Below are 19922 nucleotides of genomic sequence, written 5' to 3'. Positions count from 1 at the left end.
CCGTTCACGCGAAAAGACTGCTATGAAAGCCCATGCTTTGTCAAAGGCTTGATGCCAATAACCCAGATCACGTGCGAAAAGCCGCTGACCTCATCCTTCAAGGTGAGTTGGTCGCATTCCCGACGGAAACGGTTTATGGTTTGGGCGCCTTAGGCTTAAACGAAGCGGCGATTCAAAAAGTTTACGATGCAAAAGGAAGGCCGGGGTATAACCCTCTGATTCAGCATGTGGCTAGTGCAGATGAGGCGCTTAAGCTGTTTAAAATCCCCCCCGGCCCCCCTTTTTCAAAGGGGGGAGGATATTGGCCTGGGCCTTTGACATTGGTTGGTTTCAAGGCCGACCACGTGCCGTTGTTAGCGACCGCTGGGTTAGATAAAGTCGCGGTGCGTGTGCCGGCGCACCCGGTTGCGCGCGAGCTTTTGCGTCTGGTTGGCGCACCGGTGGTTGCACCTAGTGCTAATGCTTCCACGAGGCCAAGCAGCACCACTGCGGATCATGTATTTTTAACTTTAGGCGATAAAATCAGTGCTGTTTTAGATGGCGGGCCTTGCGAATTCGGGCTTGAATCTACTGTAGTGGATTTTACCATGGAACCGCCGGTCATCTTAAGACAAGGCGCACTCATATTGCCCGAGCTAACATTCAAATTATCCAGTAGCAGTGAAGGCTCACCCGGAAGACTGGATAAGCACTATGCACCGATCATCCCCGAAATCCGGTGGGCGAGCGCGGTTCAAATCGCCAGCGCACCAAAAGACTGTGCAATCTTAAGCCATCAAGGTCATACACCTGCCAGTTACGCCAAAGACCTATTCGCAGCCTTTTATAGATTTGAACAAGCAGGCTATCAGCGCTTGTGGATAGAATATCTGCCCGAAGATAGAAGCTGGGACGGCATCAGAGACCGCATCCAGCGGGCGTTGACAGCTTCTTAAAACCCTGGGATAAGCAGGCGAATCAACATGAAAGACCCGCCGGGTGGCCGTTTTGGCTGCTAGCAGGGTGTCTTCACAAAGGTGAAAAACATGACATTACGTCCAAAACAAGACATCGTTTCTCAATTTGCTCAGCATCCTTCCGATACAGGTTCTCCTGAAGTTCAGGTCGCTTTGCTGACAGACAGAATTAACCACTTAACCGAACACTTTAAAACACACGAAAAAGATCATCACTCACGTCGTGGTCTTTTGAAAATGGTTTCACAAAGACGCCGTCTAATCAAATACTTGAGCAGCCTGAGCTTTGCTCGTTACAAAAAATTGATTGGCGAGCTTGGATTGCGCAAATAATTTATGGATCACAACAGCAAGAAACACCACACCCTCAGCGTCAATATTGGCGATGTCCCCATGACTTTCGAAGTGGGCAAAATTGCCAAGCAGGCCGCTGGTTCTGTTTGGGTTCGTTGGGGCGATTCGGCCGTTTTAGTAACGGTATGCTCGTCCTCTAAACCCCGTGCTGGCATCGACTTTTTCCCGCTCACTTGTGAGTACATTGAAAAAGCTTATGCCGCAGGCAGAATCCCGGGTGGTTTCTTCAAACGTGAGACCAAACCAAGGGACGCAGAAATCCTCAACGCTCGTATCGTTGACCGCTCTGTTCGGCCCTTGTTCCCTGAAGGATTTTTCAACGAAGTTCAGATCATCGCGACGGTCATGTCCCATGATGGTGAGCATGATACAGATGTGATGGCCTTGTGCGGTGCCTCTATGGCACTTCACGTGAGTCCCCTGCCCTTTGCTTTGCAGTCGGGTCCGATTGCAGGTGTTCGAGTGGCTAGGGTGGGCGGCAAGTTTATTGCAAACCCAACGGTTTCAGTGAGAGCTAAAAGCGACATCGACATGTTTGTTTCGATGTCTGCGGACGCCATTGTGATGGTGGAAGGCGGGGCTGACCAAGTTTCAGAAAAAGATTTAATTGACGCTTTGTTTTTTGCACACAAAGAAGGACAAAAAGTTATCAAAGCTTGCGTCGCCATGCGTAAGCAAATGGGCCAGCCTAAGCAAGCCTTTGCGGTGCCTACAAAAAACGACGATTTATTTGGGCGCGTCAAAAAAGCTGTGACTACAGCGAAGCTCGATAAGGCTTTGAAAATTGTGGAAAAGCCTGAACGTTATGAAAAGACGGCTGCCATTAAAGAAAAAGTATTAAGCAAAATCAAAGAAGAAGAAGCTGGCCTTGCTTCTGAATACTTTGAAGATATTAAAGCAAGTTTGGTCCGTTTGAGCGTATTAGATTCAGGCAAACGCATTGACGGCAGAACTGGCGATCAAATCAGACCGATTTGCTCAGAAGTCGGTATCTTGCCTAGAGCACACGGCTCCGCCATGTTTACCCGCGGCGAAACTCAAGCCATTGTGAGTGTCACGCTTGGCACACAAGACGATGAACAGCGATTGGATACGCTACTGGGCGAATCAACTCGTAAGTTCATGCTGCATTACAACTTTCCGCCATTTTCTGTGGGCGAAGCAAGGCCTTTGAGAGGCACTTCACGCCGAGAAATTGGTCATGGCGCTTTGGCAGAGCGAGCTGTAGAGAAAATGGCTTCGCAAGGCGATGACTTCCCTTACACCATCCGTATTGTGTCAGAAATCACTGAATCAAACGGCTCGTCTTCGATGGCTTCCGTTTGCGGTGCGACCTTGGCGATGTGGGATGCCGGTATCAAGCTTCAAGCACCTGTGGCTGGCATTGCCATGGGCCTTATTAAAGAAGACGACCGCGTTGCCATCTTGAGCGATATCTTGGGCGATGAAGACCACCTCGGCGATATGGACTTTAAGATCTGCGGCACCGAAAAGGGTGTCACGGCGATTCAAATGGACATCAAGATTGATGGCCTATCTCGCGAAATCTTAACAGATGCTCTAGAGCAAGCTCGCACCGGCCGTTTACATATTTTAGCTGAAATGAAGAAGGCGCTGACAGAAGCTCGTCCTGATCTTTCTGAGCACGCCCCTCGCATTACCACCATGCGCATTCATCCTGACAAAATCAGAGATATCATTGGCCCAGGCGGTCGCGTAATTCGCGATATCGTAGCCAAAAGCGGCGCTAAAGTTGATATTACCGATGATGGCATTGTCCGCATTGCAGCGGTTGGCTCTGAGAGCCTTAAAAAAGCTATGCGCATTATTGAAGATATTACCAAGGAAGCCGAAGTCGGCACGGTATATCGCGGCCTCGTCAAGCGCCTGATGGACTTTGGTGCTTTCGTTGAACTGTTCCCGGGAACAGAAGGCCTGGTCCACATCTCAGAACTTTCGGATAATCGCGTCACTCAGATTTCAGATATTTTGCAAGAAGGCGACGAAGTAAATGTTGCTGTCTTGAGTATCGATCGAGAAGGCAAGATTCGATTAAGCCGTAAGAGAGCAGTGGGTAAAGAACCAGGTGAAAAAATCAATTTATCGTAGTCTTTTTTTGGTTAATCTCGCAGTAGCAGCCAATGCTAGTCTACTGCCAAATCCGCCTCCGGACTTTCGTTTAGTCGTAACCGGCGGTTTGAATGGATATCACACAGGGCAAGAGCAGTTCTATGACTCACCACTGTTTAGATTAGGCTCTAACTGCCCCTTCACGATTACTGACGCGGCATATGAAACCTATGCATCCGGAGACACGCTCTATTTCTCTTCGGATCCTATCGATCTCAAAAAATTAATTGAACCAGCATCGCATGTATCATCGCCTTTCTTCTTGGGCCTCGATGCTTCACAGTTTTTCGGAATTAAACGCGCAGCGGGACACTTTATTGACTTCGATACCGGCACATTAAACCGGGAATTGGGCGGGGTGGTCAAGAAGACCCATTACCAAGTTCGAAAAGTCGGCGCTGCCTTAGTCTATGCGATCGATTTCTCGCTAAATCAAAAAGGTGTGTATTGGCCCAGGGATTTAGGCGAAATTAGAAAGATTTGGGGCGCGCTAGGAAAAAATAGCTCCGGCGAAGAATACTACTTCTTTCCGAGGGATTTTAGATCCACCCAAAAAACTTTCGAATTGGTAGACAATCTTTTGGAACGCGACGGTCCTAATGCTCGCTATGTTGACCTGGGCAATGCCCTCACGCGCAGCGATTTCGAAAATATTGATATGGCGAACGAGATGCACGAATTGCTTCAAGCCAGAGACCCAGCTGTCTTAGCAATGGGAAGATATGACCTCAGTGCTTTATCTGAAATCCCAACCAATAACGCTTACATTGCAGCTTTAAGGGGTAAGGGCGCTCCTCCGGTTTCTCGTAGAGTTGCGATTGGTAAAACCGAAGTTCGCTTTTTAGCCCTAGGCGATATTTCTGATTTCGCCAGCGGCTTTTTAGACCCCGAGTTGAAACCTTTAACCACTCGATCATCCATCGAAGGAATTAAGTTTAACCAAGAGGATTTAGTAATTGCCTTGAGCGAGAATCGCCTGTCTACGTTCAAAGCCATTGAATATCCAATCCTAGACATGGTTTTATCACTATCATGGTTACGTGGTGGTTCGTTGCCAGCCAGGGACGATATCGTCCTGGAAGGAAACGAACGTGAAGGCGTGCGTTCTGTTGCCCCGTTGGTCCGGATCTCATCGTCCGATGTGACAGAAATTTCAGTATGGAAAAGCGCACCTGGGCATATTAAGCGTGTACTCATCGAAAGGCACGCCATCGTGGGCGGGCTATCACACACTGAACCCACAACCAACACCTTAGTCCTGCCACGGAAGAAATGGACGGACCAAGATTATGATTCGATGTTGTCCAATATCTTGCTCAACGTCTACCCTAACTCCGAAATCGTAATTATGGAGAAACGTATCTCCAAAACGCCAATAGATGCGGCATTGACTGCCCGCCTCGCAGAAAGCCTAATCGCGCCAACCGGTCGCGCCATCGAAATCAAACTCGGCGGCACTTATGTAAACCAAGTGCTTAAAGCGATTAAGAAAAACCGATTTGATTTGGACGTGGTTGTAACGAACACACTTCAAAGAGGGGTCAACGAATCGGAGACTTACAAGCTTGTGGTTACAGAAAAGGTTTTAGCGGCACTAAGCGATTTCATCGCTCGAGAAAGCATTTTTGCGGGGTCGAGCAATCCGGCACTCTCAGTTCAAACTGCGCTATCTGAGAGTAATAAAGACGCCATGAAGTTCTTGACCGAGCTACGAAAGAGAGAGGACAGAAGCTCCGCAAGTTTAGATGATCGTTACAATCTTCTTCAAAGCTCGCCAACCATGGTCCAATTAGTTCGAGCAGCTATTTATGAAAATAAGACTCTTGAAGCTAGGCCACATCGCAATGTTTTGGTCTTTGATGTTAGCGACCTGGATTTCGGATTTAAGTTCAACGCGACCAATAGTAACTTAGCTGCTTGGCAGAAAGACGCGAAAACGAACACCAAGCTAGCTTTCGACGAAAGCCGGTTTTGGGATAAAAATTATCGCAACTTCTTGCTCTATACTAAAATAGGTCTTTATTACGTAATGCCTAAACTGGAGCTAGGTTTAATTGGCAGTGTTAAATACTATCATCCTGATCAGCAGAAAGACAATGCGATTGCTCAAACCGCGGACGAGATCGGTGCGATTCGACCTCAAAAAGATTCAGTAAAAATGGAGTTGGAAGCTCTTTTACCTACAAAAGTTTTTATATCACCTCTTGGGCGATTAACATACGAAACCCAAATCTGGCCGAACGCATTACTAACTGACCTTGAACCAAAATACTGGCCTAAACGTGTGCACGACGTGCGCCTTTTCTTAGGTGTTACCCCTAAACCTCGGTTAGGCTATGAGTTGTTTAGAGTTGGTGCTTTAATTGGATATGATTTCAGTCAAGATTCGACAAAACAATCTCTTGGGTTTGGATTCGAATTAGGCGGAGCTTACAAGTATGACTGGAGATATTTTAGTTTCCGAGTGGACTCCAATTTAAGAAAACTATTTCCTATTGTAAACAATCCCGCCCCTCTTCGTATGGGCGTCGTTTGGCTAACAGATGCAAAGATTGAGATACCCATTGTGGCGGGATTTAGTGCTTCCGCGTTGACGGGAATTACTATTGGAGAACGAATGGATACTCCCTGGTCCTACGGCGTAGGCGCCATGTTCGGCATGGCTCTATCTTATGGTAATCGTATGAAATGGTTACTTTAGAAGATCGGGACCTTTTTCTAAAAGCGGTAAACGATCCATCTTCGGTCGTTTACAAACCCGAACCTCAAAAACCAAAAACCGCCAAGCCCCGCAAGGGGCCTTCAGATTTCGATGTTAAGCTCGATCTGCACGGCTTAACCACACAGCAAGCAGAAGCGCGCGTTAAAGCTTGCTTGGTACGTTGCTTGGCTACAAATAAAAAACGTTTGCTAGTAATCCACGGCAAAGGCGAAGGCATATTACGTTACGAAATTAGAAGCTTGTTGGCTCACAGCAAATTAGTCGCACAAGTACAGGAAGTCCCAACCCGCTTAGGCGGAGATGGTGCAGTGCTAGTGCTGCTCAAAGGCAAATAACAACCCAGCCTATCTTAGTTCTGCGAAGCAGATAAAGAATATAGCCCAGGGTAGAGCGAGCAAAGCGAGCGCCACCCTGGGTCAGTGCCCTCCTCGTTTGGGAGCGCTGTAAGTGCGGCGCAATACAAACCGCGCCTATAACAATCGTCTAAAAAAACTGAAATCGTGTTGCCCCTTCAGGGCAAATGATGACGGGGGGGGGATATATTCTACCCAGGCATAAGGCTCGCTGCGCTCGCCTTGAGCCTGGGCTATCATCTGATGCTTCTTCGAAGCGCAAAACGAGAAAAAATCGCTCGTTCCTAACGTGTCTTTAGGCACATAAGGGTAGACAGCCCGAGCTTAGCAGAGCGCCCCGCCGGCATGCCTCTTGCCCAAGAAGCGCAGCGCTCGCTTTGGCCAAAGACAAATAGTTTAACTTAGTGAAGTTTAATCCATTTAGACAGTTTAATAACCAAAAAACTCGAACACAATGATATGATAAAAATTCAACAGGAGAGAAATATGCCCATAGAGAATAATCCCGTTTCCAGACCTGATACTCGTCCATCTGATGTTAGGCAACCACAGGTCGAGAGAGAACCTGACTCGGAATCAGATGGCTTTTATTCCGCACAAGGTTCTAGACAAAATTCCACACATGATTTGACTGCAGTGCATGCACCAGCAACCAATCAATCGGTCGCTGGAGAAACGGTAAGCTCAGTTCAAGCTGCCTTAACTCGAAATGGAATAACACCAGAAGTTATGAACCGACGTATTGCAGCTGTTTACGTTGATCCGGGCTTGGAAACTAGCTGGAGATCGCCTGCCCAGGCTACTTTCCAAGGCGATCCCACAACTCCAGAATTTAACGAAGTATTTCGCCAATCCGCGCAAGTATCAGTCCAAGAACTGCCAGCCGGTGGAATTCCTACTGACCATACAGTGAACAACCACATATATGTGGTTCAAACTAATGCTCCAGTAAACTCACTAACAGACGCAGAAGTAGATAAAGTGGTGACGCAATCGAATGTCAAGCTAAGCCAAGAGCGTCTTAATACCAAAGAAGGTAAACTGGTAGTTTTAAGAACTCAAGATGACAAAAGTATCATCTTTGCACACCGAAATGGCAATCAAGCTACTCAAGCCGCCTATATCAGAGAGGTAGTAGGCCTTGTTGTACCACCAGCAGATGTTGTTTTAGGCAGAAGGCTTGAGGTAAGCCAACGAAGGATAGTCGCCGAAACAGGAAGTCAGCCTGCTGTGAAGATCGACGGCTTAAACGAGAGTGGTTTAATACTTAGCGATAATAGTGCTGCAGTGAGCAGAACAGCGAATCGCCCCACGGGTAAAATTGAGAGCATCATGAGCATTTCGCTAGTTGGGGAACCCGGAGAGCAACATTATGAAGCCGCCATTTCTCTTCCAAATAAATGGGCTCAAAATACAATGACCCCATCGCAGTGGCATACAGCTTTGGTCGATGGAGGAAGCGTTGACTCCGCAGAGGCAGATCTCACTGGCGAGCTGAATTGGGACAACACCCTTAAATTGGAACAGAGGAACCGCTCGCATACGCCTCTCCTTACTTTGACGCCGCGGTTCAAACTACCAGATGGGACAACCTTCACTGCGAACATTGAGACCCAGTTAGAAGAGGTGCATATCGGGGATGCAGGCGCTCCAGTTGCCTATCGAATGGAACAAGACGGAGTAGACACCAAACTCATTTTGGAATTTAATACAGGACTGACCGGTGCACGTACAGGCACATTTAAATTCCCTTTCCTGCACAGCCCAAGCTAAATCACACCACAGCTGCCGGGCATGTCCAAAAGCTGGATACCCCCAGCGGCTTTAAATTCGAAGCGCTTCATATCGCTTTTTTGATTGAAGCGCTTTTTTTCAAACAAAAATTGGTTTTTATTTCCATCCGGATCAATCAAGGTCGTTTGCACCACGCGGAAAGTGGTTGGCTCATAAACCAGGACCAGCTCATTAAATATACCGTTAGGTTTTTTGGGAGTTAACACCAGTTCATTAGCCTTCGTACCCGGGCGGGCAATAAACTGCTGCTTCAGTTTGCCTTTACCCCCTAAGAACACCAACGAAGCCGTTAAACCATCACTTTCGAAGCATTTATTAATGTAAGCAATTTTCTCAGCGGGCTCTACCAGCCAGAGATTTTTGCCGTTTAAGATGAAAGATTTTTTATTGGGTTTTAGATAATCCCAGCGCATCTTGCCTGGCTTTTGGTACGCTAGCGTTCCTTCGCTTTTATCCGTTCTATCGAAAAGCTTGTTCCAATAAGTTTGTTTGAAATCAGCCTCGAAAGACGAGGTTTTATCATAAACCGCTTGAAGCTTATCCAAAACAGAAGGCCCAGCCAATAACGGCCAGGCCATTAAGAGAGAAATCGTAAGTGCACGCATTTCTCTATTAAAAACTACAAATCGCCTTCTGTCGAGGCTTGTGGTGCATCATGCAATTCGTCAGCTGGCTTATCGAGCTTTACTTCTACTTCGGGAGCGCCGTCTTGTTGTAGTTCAGCAACGTTGATATCATCGCTAGCGTAATTGGTTGGGTTTGCTTCCAAAGCTTCTTTGACCATTTTCACCAAGGCGGGATTGGTTGCCAAAAATGCTTCCGCTTCGCTTTTTACCTGCATCGCCTTGTTTTGGGCTTTTTCAAGAGCCGCCTCAGCTTTTGCTAAAGCTTCTTCAGCTTCCTGAACAGGTTGTTCATTCTTAGCTTGAGTTAGTTTTTTTTTAGCTTTCGCCAATGCTTCTTCGGCTTTAGCAACAGCGATCTGAGATTTTTTGATCTGATCGCTAACACTTTCAGCAGCGCGGAATAGTTGGCCCTTTCCACCGATTTTTGGTTCAACTTCTGCAAATGAAACCGCTGAGATTAGGAACGAAAATAGAACGAGTGATTTTTTCATCGTCGTGACTCCTTATATTCCGGTCATATATCTGATGCGTTTTTTGAGTCTAGAGGGTCAGCTGTTTGAATTCATCACGACGACGGTTGATCTGGGAATCATCTAGCGTTTTGATGCGATTAAAAGAAAAATCTTCGATCGCGAAACTTGCCATCACACTGCCCATGACCATGGCTTCTCTAAGCGTGTCCAAATTCGCATTACCAACTTTATCTAAATGCGCCATGAAACCCGCCGCAAAGGTGTCTCCAGCGCCTGTGGGATCGAAAAGGTCTTCTAATGGGAAAGCCGGGGCAAAAAAGCAGCTGGCTTCATGAAAAAGCAGCGCGCCGTATTCTCCGCGTTTCACAACAATGGTCTTTGGGCCTAAGGCCTGCATTTTATGAGCCGCTTTGACCGTATTACGTTCCTGCGCCAACTGCCTGAGCTCGGATTCGTTGATGAACAAAATGCTGATCTGAGAAATTACCTCTTTTAAAGCGCCGTTTTTGCTTTCGATCCAATAGTTCATGGTATCCAGACCGATGACTTTAGGCTTTTTGACCTGCTTTAACACTTGCAGCTGAAGCTCTGGATCGATGTTAGCCAAAAATACTGTCTGAGCATCACAAAAGCTTTCCGGTAATTTGGGGTTAAAGCTTTCAAAAACGTTTAGCTCTGTTTTCAGAGTCTGTGCTTCGTTTAAGTCATAGCCATAGTGGCCTTGCCAGTGAAACGTCTTGCCCTTCACCACCTGCACACCGGCGGTGTCAACGCCTCGCGTGGTTAAGTAATCTAAATGGTCAGTTGGAAAGTCTTCTCCCACCACCCCCACCAGCTGAACCTGGGTAAATAAACTTGCGGTCATAGAAAAGAAGTTTGCGGCGCCTCCTAAAGCCCGTTCGCACGTACCAAAAGGGGTTTCGACTGTATCAAAGGCGATTGAACCAACAACGAGTATACTCATAGGGAGGCATCAAAGCATGAACGGCGCTGGTAACAAAGTGCGGTCGAAATGAGGCTTGCAAAGTGGCATCAGATCTCAATTTATGAAAAAATATTCCGGCCCAATGCGCTTTTTAGCGCACCCAAAGGTTGAATTCCATCTGGAAGCTGTTCTAGGCTTTTTGGTACCAGGAAAGGAAAAACAAAATGAAACTAAGTTACCTATCTAAGACCCTAACCTTCGCTTTACTAATTTCTTCATTCGCTATGGCCGCAGTTACAGACGCAGATCGCGGCGAATGGAACCAGGCACGAGTCGAAAACGACCGTATGGGCCGTAGCATTGAACAAGATCGCGCTTTCTATCGTGGCCATCGTCATGCAATCTCCATCGACCCAATCTCATGGGTTGGCGGTAACTTCAGACTGCAATACGAAATGAGCTTGAACGACCGCGTTGCTTTCAACATGCCACTCAACTTCGGTTTTAAAGAAGTAATTGCAAACAACGGCTTCTTCAGAGGCGCCTATTTCGCACCAAAATTTGGTGTTAAATATTATGTAACCGGACGATCAACCTATCAAGGTTTCTATTTGAATCCTTTGCTGGGTTTCTTCGTAGGTAAATTGGATGTACCTGCAGGCGCTCCTGCTGGCCTAAAAATTGATGCTACTGCTGGCCTAAGCTATGGCTTCCGTATGGGTTATGCTTGGAACATCTGGCGTGGATTCTGGCTCGACAGCTACCTCGGTTATGAAAACTTGGCAGTTAGCTTCAATAGCAAAGACAACACAAACTATAATAACAGCCTAGCCCTTCAAAACATTCCTTCCGAAGGCGCATTTGGCTTCACTGCAGCTATCTTGCTTGGTTATAACTTCTAAGCAGCTACGCTGGATATAAAGAAGCCGGGCGAGAAATTGCCCGGCTTTTTTGTGCCTAGACAGTTTAGGATGACGATGACAAATACTGGCGTATGCCGATTGTCCATTCTATCGTCGTTGCTTGCCTTGTTGGTGTTTCGTTATTTTTCACATTATCAGCGCTGGGCAGAATTATGGTGATGATTCGCTCGGGTGCGCCTGAAGCTTTAACCAATACTTGGCAAGAGCGAGCGGCTTCGGTGATGATTTATGTGTTTGGCCAAAAGAAAGTTTTGGAGGACAAAAAGTATGGCTTCATGCACTTTTGGTACCTGTACGGCTTTTTGATTCTGGGCATCGGCCATATGGAGCTGGTGCTGTTTGGTTTGACACGCTTTCTGGAATCTTTTGGCGTACAGCCGTTTTTGTACAGGCACTTTCTACCAAACTGGATGATTCATCTGTACGAGTTTAGCCAAGATTTCATGGCCATGGGCGTGGTAATTATTGTTGGCATCGCGCTTTATCGGCGCATGACCGGTAAGACACGTCGACTAATGCCACGCTCTGCGGATGCCGAGACCATTTTGTGGTTAATCGGTGCGCTGTATGTCAGCTTCTTCATGTTTGTTGGGAGTGAAACCTACTTGCGTATGCAGGCGGGCGAGCTTTCTTACGGCTGGCATTGGTATCTGCCGTTTAGCTCTATCTTCGCGCAAATCTTGGGCGGGCCGATTAACCCCATCGCTTATTGGATACATCTGGGCATCTTTTTGGGCTTTGCGATGTATATCCCGCGTTCAAAGCATATGCATTTGCTGGCTGCGGGGCCGAATATTTACTTTAGACATTTCGGAGCTGTGGCTAAACCGCCGGTCACAGATTTTGAGAACTCAGAGGAATTCGGGGTTAAAAAAGTTAGCGATCTTTCTTGGAAGTCGATTTTAGATACATTTGCATGCACCGAATGCGGCCGTTGTGATGCCGTTTGTCCAGCGAATCTGACTGACAAGCCGTTGCAGCCGAAGAAAGTGCTCCACGATTTAAAGATGAATATCCGCGATGGCGAAAAAGTATCGCTGATTAATCGAACACCAAAAGAATATCACTCTGAAGGTCAAGTGCATTTGGATGAAATCTGGGCCTGCACCACCTGTGCGGCTTGCGTGGAAGTCTGCCCCGTGCTGATTGACTCGGTACCGACCGATTTGATGCAAATCAGGCGCAACTTGGTCATGATGGAAGCTGCGGATTACCCTAAAGAGCTAAACGCTGCTTTTAAAGGCATGGAAGTACAAGGCAATCCTTGGGGTGTATCCCAAGACAAACGCGAAGATTGGGCCAAAGAGCTCAATGTCCCGTTGATGTCTGAGCAAGGTGATCGCGAAGTCGAATATCTGTTCTGGGTCGGCTGCGCTGGCGCCACAGATGACCGCTCGAAAAAGATTCAACAAGCTTTGGTGCGTATTTTAAAAGCAGCCAATGTGGATTTTGCCATTTTAGGTTGTGAAGAAAAATGCACAGGTGACCCAGCGCGCCGTATGGGAAATGAGTATGTGTACGATACGCTTGCTAAAGAAAACATCGCGTTGCTTAAAAAGAAGAAGTTCAGAAAAATCTTCGCGACCTGTCCGCACTGCTTTAACCAGTTGAAAAACGAGTATCAGGATTTCGACGGTCACTTTTCGGTGCAGCATCATACGGAGTTGATTGCGGAGCTATTGGCAGATAAACGCATTCCGCTGGATTCAAAGAAGCAGATTAAAGAGACCATTACTTTCCATGACCCCTGCTATTTAGGGCGTTACAACAAGCAGTATGATGCTCCAAGGCAAAGCTTGATTGCCATCGGCGCTAAGACGGTCGAGATGTCGTTTAGCAAGGAGAAGAGCTTCTGCTGCGGCGCGGGCGGTGGGCGTATGTTTATGGAAGAGAATATCGGTAAGCGGGTGAATCTGGAAAGAACAGATCAGGCGCTGGCGACAGGGGCTAAAACCATCGCGACCGGGTGCCCATTCTGCATGACCATGATGAGCGATGGGGTGAAAGATCGCGCGGCGGATGAGCAGGTGAAGGTTAAGGATATTGCGGAGATAGTGGCAGAGCAGTTGCTTTAACCCTCTCCGCTTGTGCGGAGAGGGAGATTTTGGCTCGCCAAAATCGGGAGAGGAATCTCCGATCGGGATCCGACCTCTCCCGTTTTTAGCTAGCTAAAAACTCCCTCTCCTACAAAGTAGGAGAGGGTAAAACTATCTTGTCTTGAATATTTTGTCCCACAACGGGCTAGATACGCCGAATTTAGTTCCGGCATGACTATCGCTGTGATGATGCAGCAAGTGATGCCGCTTCAAACGCATAAACACCGGATGTTTTGATTTGACATGATGCACCGCGTAATGCGTGCACTCATACTCCACATAACCCAATAGAAAGCCTGCAAAGAACGGGCAGAACAACTCTGGCCCCCAAAACCAATGGTAGAAAAGCGCAAAGGGCACAGCAATGAGAAGCGCCACCAACAATGGCATCACCAACCTAAAACGGTCATTCGGCCATTCATGATGGACGCCATGCATCAGAAAGTGAAAGCGCTTGCCCAGCTTGCCTTCAAACTCCATATGAAAAATAAAGCGATGCAGCAAATACTCCGTCAGGCCCCAGATGAAAAAGCCGAGCGGAATTAAAAAAAGGCTCCAGTCTTTGGGTCCTTGATAGATCAAGTAACCGCAGACAGGGAGCCAAAACAAGGGAACCGTCCACCAGGGTGACCTGGAGAAGAAATCCAAAAAGTTATTTTCAAACAACCTTGGGGACTCGGGACTTGCTTTCATCGACGACCAGATAGCTTTTCAGCTAACTAGTCGCAAGAGAAAAACGTTCTATTTCTCGCCGGACAGAGCGACGAAGCGCTTGCCCAAGAAATGGACTGCCACGAGCCAGATGCCGATGATAAATACCATGATTCCTGCGGAATATGGTGCAATCACTGCAATCGGACCAATGAAAGCGAACATGATTTGTTGCAAGAGCGAACCACCGGATTTACCGAGGCGTGCGCCAACAACATCAACGGCAGCTTTACCCTTGGACTTCGATTCGTCATCCAAAGGAATGTAAGCCATTTCCTTGGTGGGGTCGAAGAGAGCGTACTTGGTGCTCTTGCTCAAAATATTTTGCGCAAAACCAAACCAAACGGCCAGCATCAGAGGTGTCACATCCATGAACATGGCCACAGGTGCAAAAAACTCAGGGAAGATCATGCAAGCAAAGAACAAGATGCCGGTGATGCCCAAAATCCAAGGTGTCGCCATAGCGCCTCGTTTCCAACCAAACTTACGAATGATGGAGCTACCAAACAAAATCACAAGCACGGTTGCGATACCGGTGGTCATGGTCATCAGACCCATGAACGCGTTGTAATCGTTCTTATCTGGGAACTGAAGCTTCATCTGGTTCTTCCATGCAACTTCAACCAAGTTGATAGAGATACCGTAAGCGATAACCAAAATCGCAATCAAACCAAGATATTTGGATTGAAGCAAGAACTTGAGGCTGTCACCAACGCTCATTTTTGGCTTCGACTTCTTCTTAACAGGCTCATCTGCACCTTTAACTTGAGCAGGGTCTGCAAACACAAAGCGGTTCAAGTAAGCATAAGTGAAAAGAACGATCAAACCAGCAACAACCACTGTACCCAGTAGGTAGTTGAGGGACACTTGCCAAGGATCAACGCCTGGAGCCGCTGTTTTACCCAAATTTGAGAAATAGCGAGTCAAGTAACCAGCCAAAGTGTTAGCCACGTTTCCTAGCAAGTAAAAGTGAGCATAAAAGCGCTTAGCTTCAGAAACTTTGGTCACATCGTTGGCAAAGTTCCAGAACAAGAAGGACAAAACAGCGCTGCCCCATAGTTCAGCCAAAGTGTAAAACAGTGAATAGGTCCAAAATTTATAGATAGACACCAAGCCCTGAAGACCTTCAGGAAGCATGCTGGAAAGCCATTCAGCGCTTTCAACAGGATGAAGCAAATGTCTGCTTGGGTAGAGTACGCCTGCAAACAGCACAAAGAAGATCAAGAAGAAGCCCACAATTCCGTAGAACATGGTTTGCTTCGAAAAAATCGAGCTGAGCTTTGCGTAAACAAAGAAAAATATGAAGGCGGAAGGCACAACTACCCAAAACTTAAGGAAAGTAATGGTTTCGGAACCGGCTTCGGTCACGATCAACGCATCTTTCATATTCCTTAGAATGGTATAGTTGAAGATGATAAACGCTATCATCAACATCATCGGCATGAACTTTTTATGTTCACCGCGATGAATAGGCCACAAGAACTGCTTTACTTTACCCAGCATTTTTACTCCTAAAATTTGTATTAATACAAGCCGCCCTAGGATACAGGTTTATCCGTTGTTTTCAAGGGGTAGGCCTAAGATGGCTTGACGGGTCTTTAAGATAAGCTCAGGCAAATCTTCTGACGTCAACCCTCTCGTCTCTATCGGCTTGCCAAAAGTCACACAAATGGTCTTATCTGTACAAATTCGATAAGAATGAGCAGGTATCACAGCGCCTGCACCTTCAATCCAAACTGGGACAATTGGCACACCTAAAGACAGAGCCACATGAAACCCGCCTTTTTTAAAAGGCAAAAGCTCAGAAGTCTTGCTTCGGGTGCCTTCTGGCGAAATCCAAACGCTAACACCGTTCTGTAGAGAGCCTTTGGCATGCTCTAACTGCTGCTTGGCCTTTTCTAAGCTGCGCCTATTAATAGGCATAAAGCCTGCTGCCAACATGGCTCGACCAAAAAACGGGACTTTAAACAGTCCTTCTTTAGCAACCATTCGAACAGAACCTGGTGCTGCCGCCAAAATCGCAGGGATGTCCATCACCGATTGGTGATTCGACATAAAGACATAGGATTGCCCAGCGCTGACATGCCCAAGACCCCGCGTTTCAAGTTTGGTGCGGCTCATGGCCAACATGCGGTGCGAAAAGCTTTTCACATGCTTATCGCCCAGCGCTTTACTCGCACCATGCCAAGCCGCATCAACAATCATCGATATGGATTCGCTAAAAGTAATCCACAACATGGCTGGACCGCGCAAAATATCAGGAAACTTAGAAACGGTCTGTGGCATCAAGCAACGCCTCCGTAATACCAGGCTCGCCCGCAGAATGACCTGCATCTTGAATGATCTGAAGCTGCGCCAAAGGCAGCACTTTCGACAAGTCATAAGCGCTACGCACCGGACAAGGCATGTCATAGCGCCCTTGCACAATCACTGTCGGGATATGAGCAATTTTAGACGCGTTCTTCAAAAGCCAGCCATCTTCCTCAAAAAAGCCCTCGTTTTTGAAGTAATGGCACTCAATGCGCGCAAAGGCATGCGCGAAATCCGGGCTTTCGTAATGCGAGATAAACTTTAAATCGGGGATAAGTTTCGAAGTCCTACCCTCCCATGTACTCCAAGCTTTTGCCGCTTCGAGCACCACTTTTTCGTCCGAATGTGTCAAACGCCGGTGATAGGCTTCCACTAAATTGCCTCGCTCTGCAGCTGGAATCGGGGCCAAAAAATCTTCCCAAGCATCCGGATAAAGCTCGCTCGCACCAAACTGATAGAACCAATTAATCTCTGAACGACGCACCAGGAAAATGCCACGCAGAATCAGGCCCAACACTTTTTCAGGATGAGTTTCAGCATAGGCCAGAGCCAGCGTACTGCCCCAGGAACCGCCCAATACGTGCCATTGTTTGATTTGCAGCTTTTCACGGATTTTTTCCATGTCAGCAACCAAATCCCAAGTGGTGTTCTGCTCTAAGCAAGAAAATGGCTTCGATTTGCCGCAACCACGCTGGTCAAAAAGAATAATGCGCCATTTTTTAGGGTCAAAATACCGGCGCTGCTTAGGCTCCGTACCGCCGCCTGGGCCGCCATGTACAAATACAATCGGCTTGCCATTGGGATTGCCGGACTGTTCAACATAAAGCGTATGAATGTCAGATACGGGCAGTTCAAAAGTATCAAACGGCTCAATCTCAGGATACATATCTCTCATTTCTTGCTCTTCCAATTTGCTTTGTTTTCTTGTCTTGAACGGCCAAGGCCTAAAGATCCGGCCGGCACATCTTGGTTAATCACACTGCCCGCACCAATGTAAGCGCCTTCATGCAGATGCAAAGGCGCAATCAGCGTGCTGTTTGAGCCGACAAAAACGCCATCGTCCATCTTAGTCTGATGCTTTTTAACGCCATCGTAATTGCAAGTAATGGTCCCTGCCCCGACATTGCAGCGCTCGCCAATTTCGGCATCGCCAATATAAGCCAAATGATTGGCTTTGGAGCCTTTGCCAAAAGTCGATTTCTTCACTTCGACAAAGTTACCGATTTTGCAGTTCTCGCCTAAAACCGTTTGGGGCCGAAGGCGTGCGAAAGGGCCAACTTGACAACCACTGCCCACAATGGCGTCTTGCAGGACACTGTACGCACCAATGCGAACGCCAGAAGCAATCTCGCACGCACCGCGCAAAACAACGCCTTCTTCCAAAATCACATCGGCTGACAGCTTAGTTTGGATATCAATATAGGTGGTCTTATAATCCAGCATCTGAACGCCTTGGCGCATCCAGTGCTCGTTAATTCTTCGGCGCAAAATACGTTCAGCTTTCGCGAGCTGCACCAAATCGTTGACGCCTAAAATCTCTTCTTCCGCTACTTCGATCGAAGCAATCGGCTTTTCAGAAAGAGCGATTAAGTCCGTGAGATAATATTCGTGCTTTTGATTGTTTGCGTTTAAGTCGGATAAATGCTTGCGCAGAAATTCAGCATCAAATACGTAAATTCCCGGGTTAATTTCCGTAATTTTTTGCTCATCTGGCGTTGCATCTCGCTCTTCAACAATTTGCTTAATGGCACTGCCCTGGCGAACAATGCGCCCATAACCATGTGGCAATTTTACATGCGAAGTTAGCATCGCTATTTGGGCATGAGTTTGCTTTTGCAAGTCGATTAATTTCTGCAACGTTTCGTGCTTCAATAAAGGCGTATCGCCATACAATACAAGTACTCGACCCTTGAAATTATGAATTGTCTGGAAAGCCACCTGAACAGCGTGACCGGTGCCTAATTGCTGCTCTTGGATAACGTGCGGCATATTTAACACAGCCGCGACGCTTTCTTTTTGATAACCGAGCACTGGTATAACCGGCCTTGCGCCTAAATCGTTGGCGAGGTCCAAGCTCCACAAACATAATGGCTTGCCAGCAATTTCGTGCAGCATTTTAGAGCGCATACTTTTCATGCGGGTACCTTGCCCTGCACAAAGCACAATACAGGCTAATTCTTGCATGCTTATATCATGTGCGTTTTCCATGCGTCACGCAAGGGAGCGCATTTTAAATCTATTTAGAAGTTCCAATCCAATCTGGCCTCATGCTACCAATTGCGAAACCCAAAAGGAGGGCATGTGAAACATTCGACAATTATCAAAATTAGCTCAGCTGTATTCGCCATCGCAGCGATCGCAGGTTGCAGAACCAACGCTGTATTCAAACAAAAAGCTGAAGATTCAACCACAGCAATTCAGGCAGCTCAAGGTGAAGGCGCTGGCTCAAACGCGACTTCAGATTTCTATCTACGCCAAGCCCAAGAGTCGATGGACAAAGCCAAGGAACTCTTTTCTAAAGGAAAGAAAAAGCAAGCGACTTCCTTGCTAAACAGAGCCGAAGCTGACGCTGCACTCGCAAAAGCTGTTGCTGCACAAGACAAGGAAAAAACCGATGCCGCAGATGCGATGGCACGTTTAAAGCAACTTAAAACAGACAACCCAATGGACGATAGCGACACCAGCAACGAAGGAGATATGGAATAATGAAAAAGGTATATGTAATCGCTGCGCTGGCTATTTCTCTAGCTGGCTGCAAAACTGTCCCAACCGAACTCGTTAAAGCCAGAGACGCTTACAAACAAGCTAAAGCTCGCGGCACAGCCGAAAAAGCGCCTCAGCAAATGCTGGATGCTCAAGACGCTCTTTTCAAAGCCGATAAAGCTTACGAAGACGGTAAAAAGAGCTACATCGTAGCAGATTTGGCATACGCTGCGGAACGCAAAGCTCAGTTGGCTGAAGTTTCTGCAGACACTGAAGAAGCCAAAAAAGCCACTGACAAATCGGCTAGAGACTATGTATCAGCCCAGAACCAAATGCAGCTTCAACAAAGCAAAGCTGAACTCAAAAAGACCAAAGGTGAACTTGCTCGTTCTCAGCAAGAAATCTCCCAAATGCAATCCGACATGGCTAAATTGGCCGCTGTGAGCTCGGTTAAACAAGAAGCTCGCGGTGTTGTTGTCACTTTGTCAGGCAGTGTCCTCTTCGCTTCAGGCAAATCAGACCTCTTACCGTCAGCAGAAAGAAAATTGGACGAAGTTTCTAAAGTGCTTAACCAAGACCAGAATAGCCGTTTGGTGGTTGAAGGCTATACAGATTCAACTGGATCTGACGCACTCAACATGAACCTCAGCCAAAAACGCGCCGAATCCGTGCGCAGTTATTTGGTTTCCAGAGGCTTTCCATCTAGCATGATTGACGCCAGAGGCATGGGCAAAATGAGCCCGGTCGCTAGCAATTCAACCGCTGAAGGCAGAGCTAACAACCGACGTGTTGAGATTGTGATTCAGAATCAAAACCAAAATCAAAACCAGAATCAGTAATCACCCT

Annotated in this window: 18 protein-coding genes; 10 read left to right on the top strand and 8 right to left on the bottom strand. The window is 47.2% G+C overall.

All coding sequences use genetic code 11. The features are described 5' to 3' along the window. Positions 1-32: 32 nt before the first annotated feature. The 6 genes from V4534_08705 to V4534_08680 all read left to right on the top strand — a co-directional run bounded on the left by V4534_08705 (position 33) and on the right by V4534_08680 (position 8288). A complete protein-coding gene (locus V4534_08705; protein ID MES2504941.1) occupies positions 33-935 on the top strand; it encodes an L-threonylcarbamoyladenylate synthase in 903 nt (300 codons plus the stop codon). Positions 936-1025: 90 nt separating this feature from the next. Further along, positions 1026-1289, top strand: coding sequence for a 30S ribosomal protein S15 (rpsO, locus tag V4534_08700; GenBank protein ID MES2504940.1), 264 nt, complete (start codon positions 1026-1028; stop codon positions 1287-1289). Positions 1290-1292: 3 nt separating this feature from the next. Then, positions 1293-3419: a polyribonucleotide nucleotidyltransferase gene (gene pnp / locus V4534_08695; GenBank protein ID MES2504939.1), complete on the top strand. Its 2127-nt coding sequence runs from the start codon at positions 1293-1295 to the stop codon at positions 3417-3419. Then, positions 3397-6141: a hypothetical protein gene (locus V4534_08690; GenBank protein ID MES2504938.1), complete on the top strand. Its 2745-nt coding sequence runs from the start codon at positions 3397-3399 to the stop codon at positions 6139-6141. Before pnp ends, V4534_08690 begins: the two co-directional genes overlap by 23 nt. Then, positions 6129-6497, top strand: a complete 369-nt coding sequence (locus V4534_08685) for a Smr/MutS family protein (protein ID MES2504937.1) — start codon at positions 6129-6131, stop codon at positions 6495-6497. The genes V4534_08690 and V4534_08685 overlap by 13 nt, the downstream gene beginning before the upstream one ends. A gap of 504 nt (positions 6498-7001) precedes the next feature. Further along, positions 7002-8288 (top strand): hypothetical protein, encoded by a 1287-nt coding sequence (locus tag V4534_08680; protein ID MES2504936.1) that lies wholly within the window; start codon positions 7002-7004, stop codon positions 8286-8288. Here V4534_08680 and V4534_08675 read toward each other — a convergent pair. Genes V4534_08675 through V4534_08665 form a run of 3 tightly spaced genes read right to left on the bottom strand, consistent with a single transcriptional unit; the run spans position 8285 to position 10372 of the window. Next, a complete protein-coding gene (locus tag V4534_08675; protein ID MES2504935.1) occupies positions 8285-8914 on the bottom strand; it encodes an outer membrane lipoprotein carrier protein LolA in 630 nt (209 codons plus the stop codon). The genes V4534_08680 and V4534_08675 overlap by 4 nt on opposite strands. A 14-nt stretch (positions 8915-8928) precedes the next feature. Further along, a complete protein-coding gene (locus V4534_08670; GenBank protein ID MES2504934.1) occupies positions 8929-9426 on the bottom strand; it encodes a hypothetical protein in 498 nt (165 codons plus the stop codon). Positions 9427-9475: 49 nt separating this feature from the next. Further along, positions 9476-10372, bottom strand: a complete 897-nt coding sequence (locus V4534_08665) for a PfkB family carbohydrate kinase (GenBank protein MES2504933.1) — start codon at positions 10370-10372, stop codon at positions 9476-9478. A gap of 185 nt (positions 10373-10557) precedes the next feature. On the opposite strand from V4534_08665, the gene V4534_08660 reads away from it, so the two are divergent. Next, the gene (locus V4534_08660) at positions 10558-11235 is read left to right on the top strand and encodes a hypothetical protein (protein MES2504932.1); all 678 of its coding nucleotides are present in this window, start codon (positions 10558-10560) and stop codon (positions 11233-11235) included. Positions 11236-11327: 92 nt separating this feature from the next. Then, complete coding sequence (locus V4534_08655) at positions 11328-13331, top strand: heterodisulfide reductase-related iron-sulfur binding cluster (protein ID MES2504931.1); 2004 nt, start codon at positions 11328-11330, stop codon at positions 13329-13331. A 132-nt stretch (positions 13332-13463) separates the two neighbouring features. Here V4534_08655 and V4534_08650 read toward each other — a convergent pair whose 3' ends face one another. The 5 genes from V4534_08650 to glmU are packed head-to-tail and all read right to left on the bottom strand — an operon-like array spanning position 13464 to position 18557. Then, positions 13464-14045 carry a sterol desaturase family protein gene (locus V4534_08650; protein ID MES2504930.1) on the bottom strand — a complete coding sequence of 194 codons (582 nt, stop codon included), beginning with the start codon at positions 14043-14045 and terminating at the stop codon, positions 13464-13466. A 48-nt stretch (positions 14046-14093) separates the two neighbouring features. Beyond that, a complete protein-coding gene (locus V4534_08645; protein ID MES2504929.1) occupies positions 14094-15566 on the bottom strand; it encodes an Npt1/Npt2 family nucleotide transporter in 1473 nt (490 codons plus the stop codon). A 48-nt stretch (positions 15567-15614) separates the two neighbouring features. Beyond that, positions 15615-16349: a lysophospholipid acyltransferase family protein gene (locus tag V4534_08640; protein MES2504928.1), complete on the bottom strand. Its 735-nt coding sequence runs from the start codon at positions 16347-16349 to the stop codon at positions 15615-15617. Next, the gene (gene pip, locus V4534_08635) at positions 16330-17268 is read right to left on the bottom strand and encodes a prolyl aminopeptidase (GenBank protein MES2504927.1); all 939 of its coding nucleotides are present in this window, start codon (positions 17266-17268) and stop codon (positions 16330-16332) included. The genes V4534_08640 and pip overlap by 20 nt, the downstream gene beginning before the upstream one ends. Beyond that, complete coding sequence (gene glmU, locus V4534_08630) at positions 17265-18557, bottom strand: bifunctional UDP-N-acetylglucosamine diphosphorylase/glucosamine-1-phosphate N-acetyltransferase GlmU (GenBank protein MES2504926.1); 1293 nt, start codon at positions 18555-18557, stop codon at positions 17265-17267. Before glmU ends, pip begins: the two co-directional genes overlap by 4 nt. Positions 18558-18674: 117 nt before the next feature. Between glmU and V4534_08625 the strand changes: the two genes are divergently transcribed. Next, positions 18675-19079 carry a DUF4398 domain-containing protein gene (locus V4534_08625; protein ID MES2504925.1) on the top strand — a complete coding sequence of 135 codons (405 nt, stop codon included), beginning with the start codon at positions 18675-18677 and terminating at the stop codon, positions 19077-19079. After that, positions 19079-19915 (top strand): OmpA family protein, encoded by an 837-nt coding sequence (locus tag V4534_08620; protein MES2504924.1) that lies wholly within the window; start codon positions 19079-19081, stop codon positions 19913-19915. Before V4534_08625 ends, V4534_08620 begins: the two co-directional genes overlap by 1 nt. The last annotated feature ends 7 nt before the right edge of the window (positions 19916-19922 follow it).

It is taken from the genome of Myxococcota bacterium (genome assembly GCA_040387835.1).
In the GTDB taxonomy this organism is placed as follows: Bacteria; Myxococcota; UBA727; order UBA727; family JABDBI01; genus JAZKCZ01.
This window is presented reverse-complemented; position numbering and strand designations above follow the sequence as displayed.

Coding starts and splice junctions, on each gene's coding strand:
- V4534_08665 (MES2504933.1), bottom strand. CDS start 10,372: ATGAGTATACTCGTTGTTGGTTCAATCGCCTTTGATACAGTCGAAACC.
- rpsO (MES2504940.1), top strand. CDS start 1,026: ATGACATTACGTCCAAAACAAGACATCGTTTCTCAATTTGCTCAGCAT.
- V4534_08670 (MES2504934.1), bottom strand. CDS start 9,426: ATGAAAAAATCACTCGTTCTATTTTCGTTCCTAATCTCAGCGGTTTCA.
- V4534_08675 (MES2504935.1), bottom strand. CDS start 8,914: ATGCGTGCACTTACGATTTCTCTCTTAATGGCCTGGCCGTTATTGGCT.
- V4534_08660 (MES2504932.1), top strand. CDS start 10,558: ATGAAACTAAGTTACCTATCTAAGACCCTAACCTTCGCTTTACTAATT.
- V4534_08655 (MES2504931.1), top strand. CDS start 11,328: ATGCCGATTGTCCATTCTATCGTCGTTGCTTGCCTTGTTGGTGTTTCG.
- V4534_08705 (MES2504941.1), top strand. CDS start 33: ATGCTTTGTCAAAGGCTTGATGCCAATAACCCAGATCACGTGCGAAAA.
- pnp (MES2504939.1), top strand. CDS start 1,293: ATGGATCACAACAGCAAGAAACACCACACCCTCAGCGTCAATATTGGC.
- V4534_08685 (MES2504937.1), top strand. CDS start 6,129: ATGGTTACTTTAGAAGATCGGGACCTTTTTCTAAAAGCGGTAAACGAT.
- V4534_08650 (MES2504930.1), bottom strand. CDS start 14,045: ATGAAAGCAAGTCCCGAGTCCCCAAGGTTGTTTGAAAATAACTTTTTG.
- V4534_08620 (MES2504924.1), top strand. CDS start 19,079: ATGAAAAAGGTATATGTAATCGCTGCGCTGGCTATTTCTCTAGCTGGC.
- glmU (MES2504926.1), bottom strand. CDS start 18,557: ATGCAAGAATTAGCCTGTATTGTGCTTTGTGCAGGGCAAGGTACCCGC.
- V4534_08680 (MES2504936.1), top strand. CDS start 7,002: ATGCCCATAGAGAATAATCCCGTTTCCAGACCTGATACTCGTCCATCT.
- pip (MES2504927.1), bottom strand. CDS start 17,268: ATGAGAGATATGTATCCTGAGATTGAGCCGTTTGATACTTTTGAACTG.
- V4534_08645 (MES2504929.1), bottom strand. CDS start 15,566: ATGCTGGGTAAAGTAAAGCAGTTCTTGTGGCCTATTCATCGCGGTGAA.
- V4534_08640 (MES2504928.1), bottom strand. CDS start 16,349: ATGCCACAGACCGTTTCTAAGTTTCCTGATATTTTGCGCGGTCCAGCC.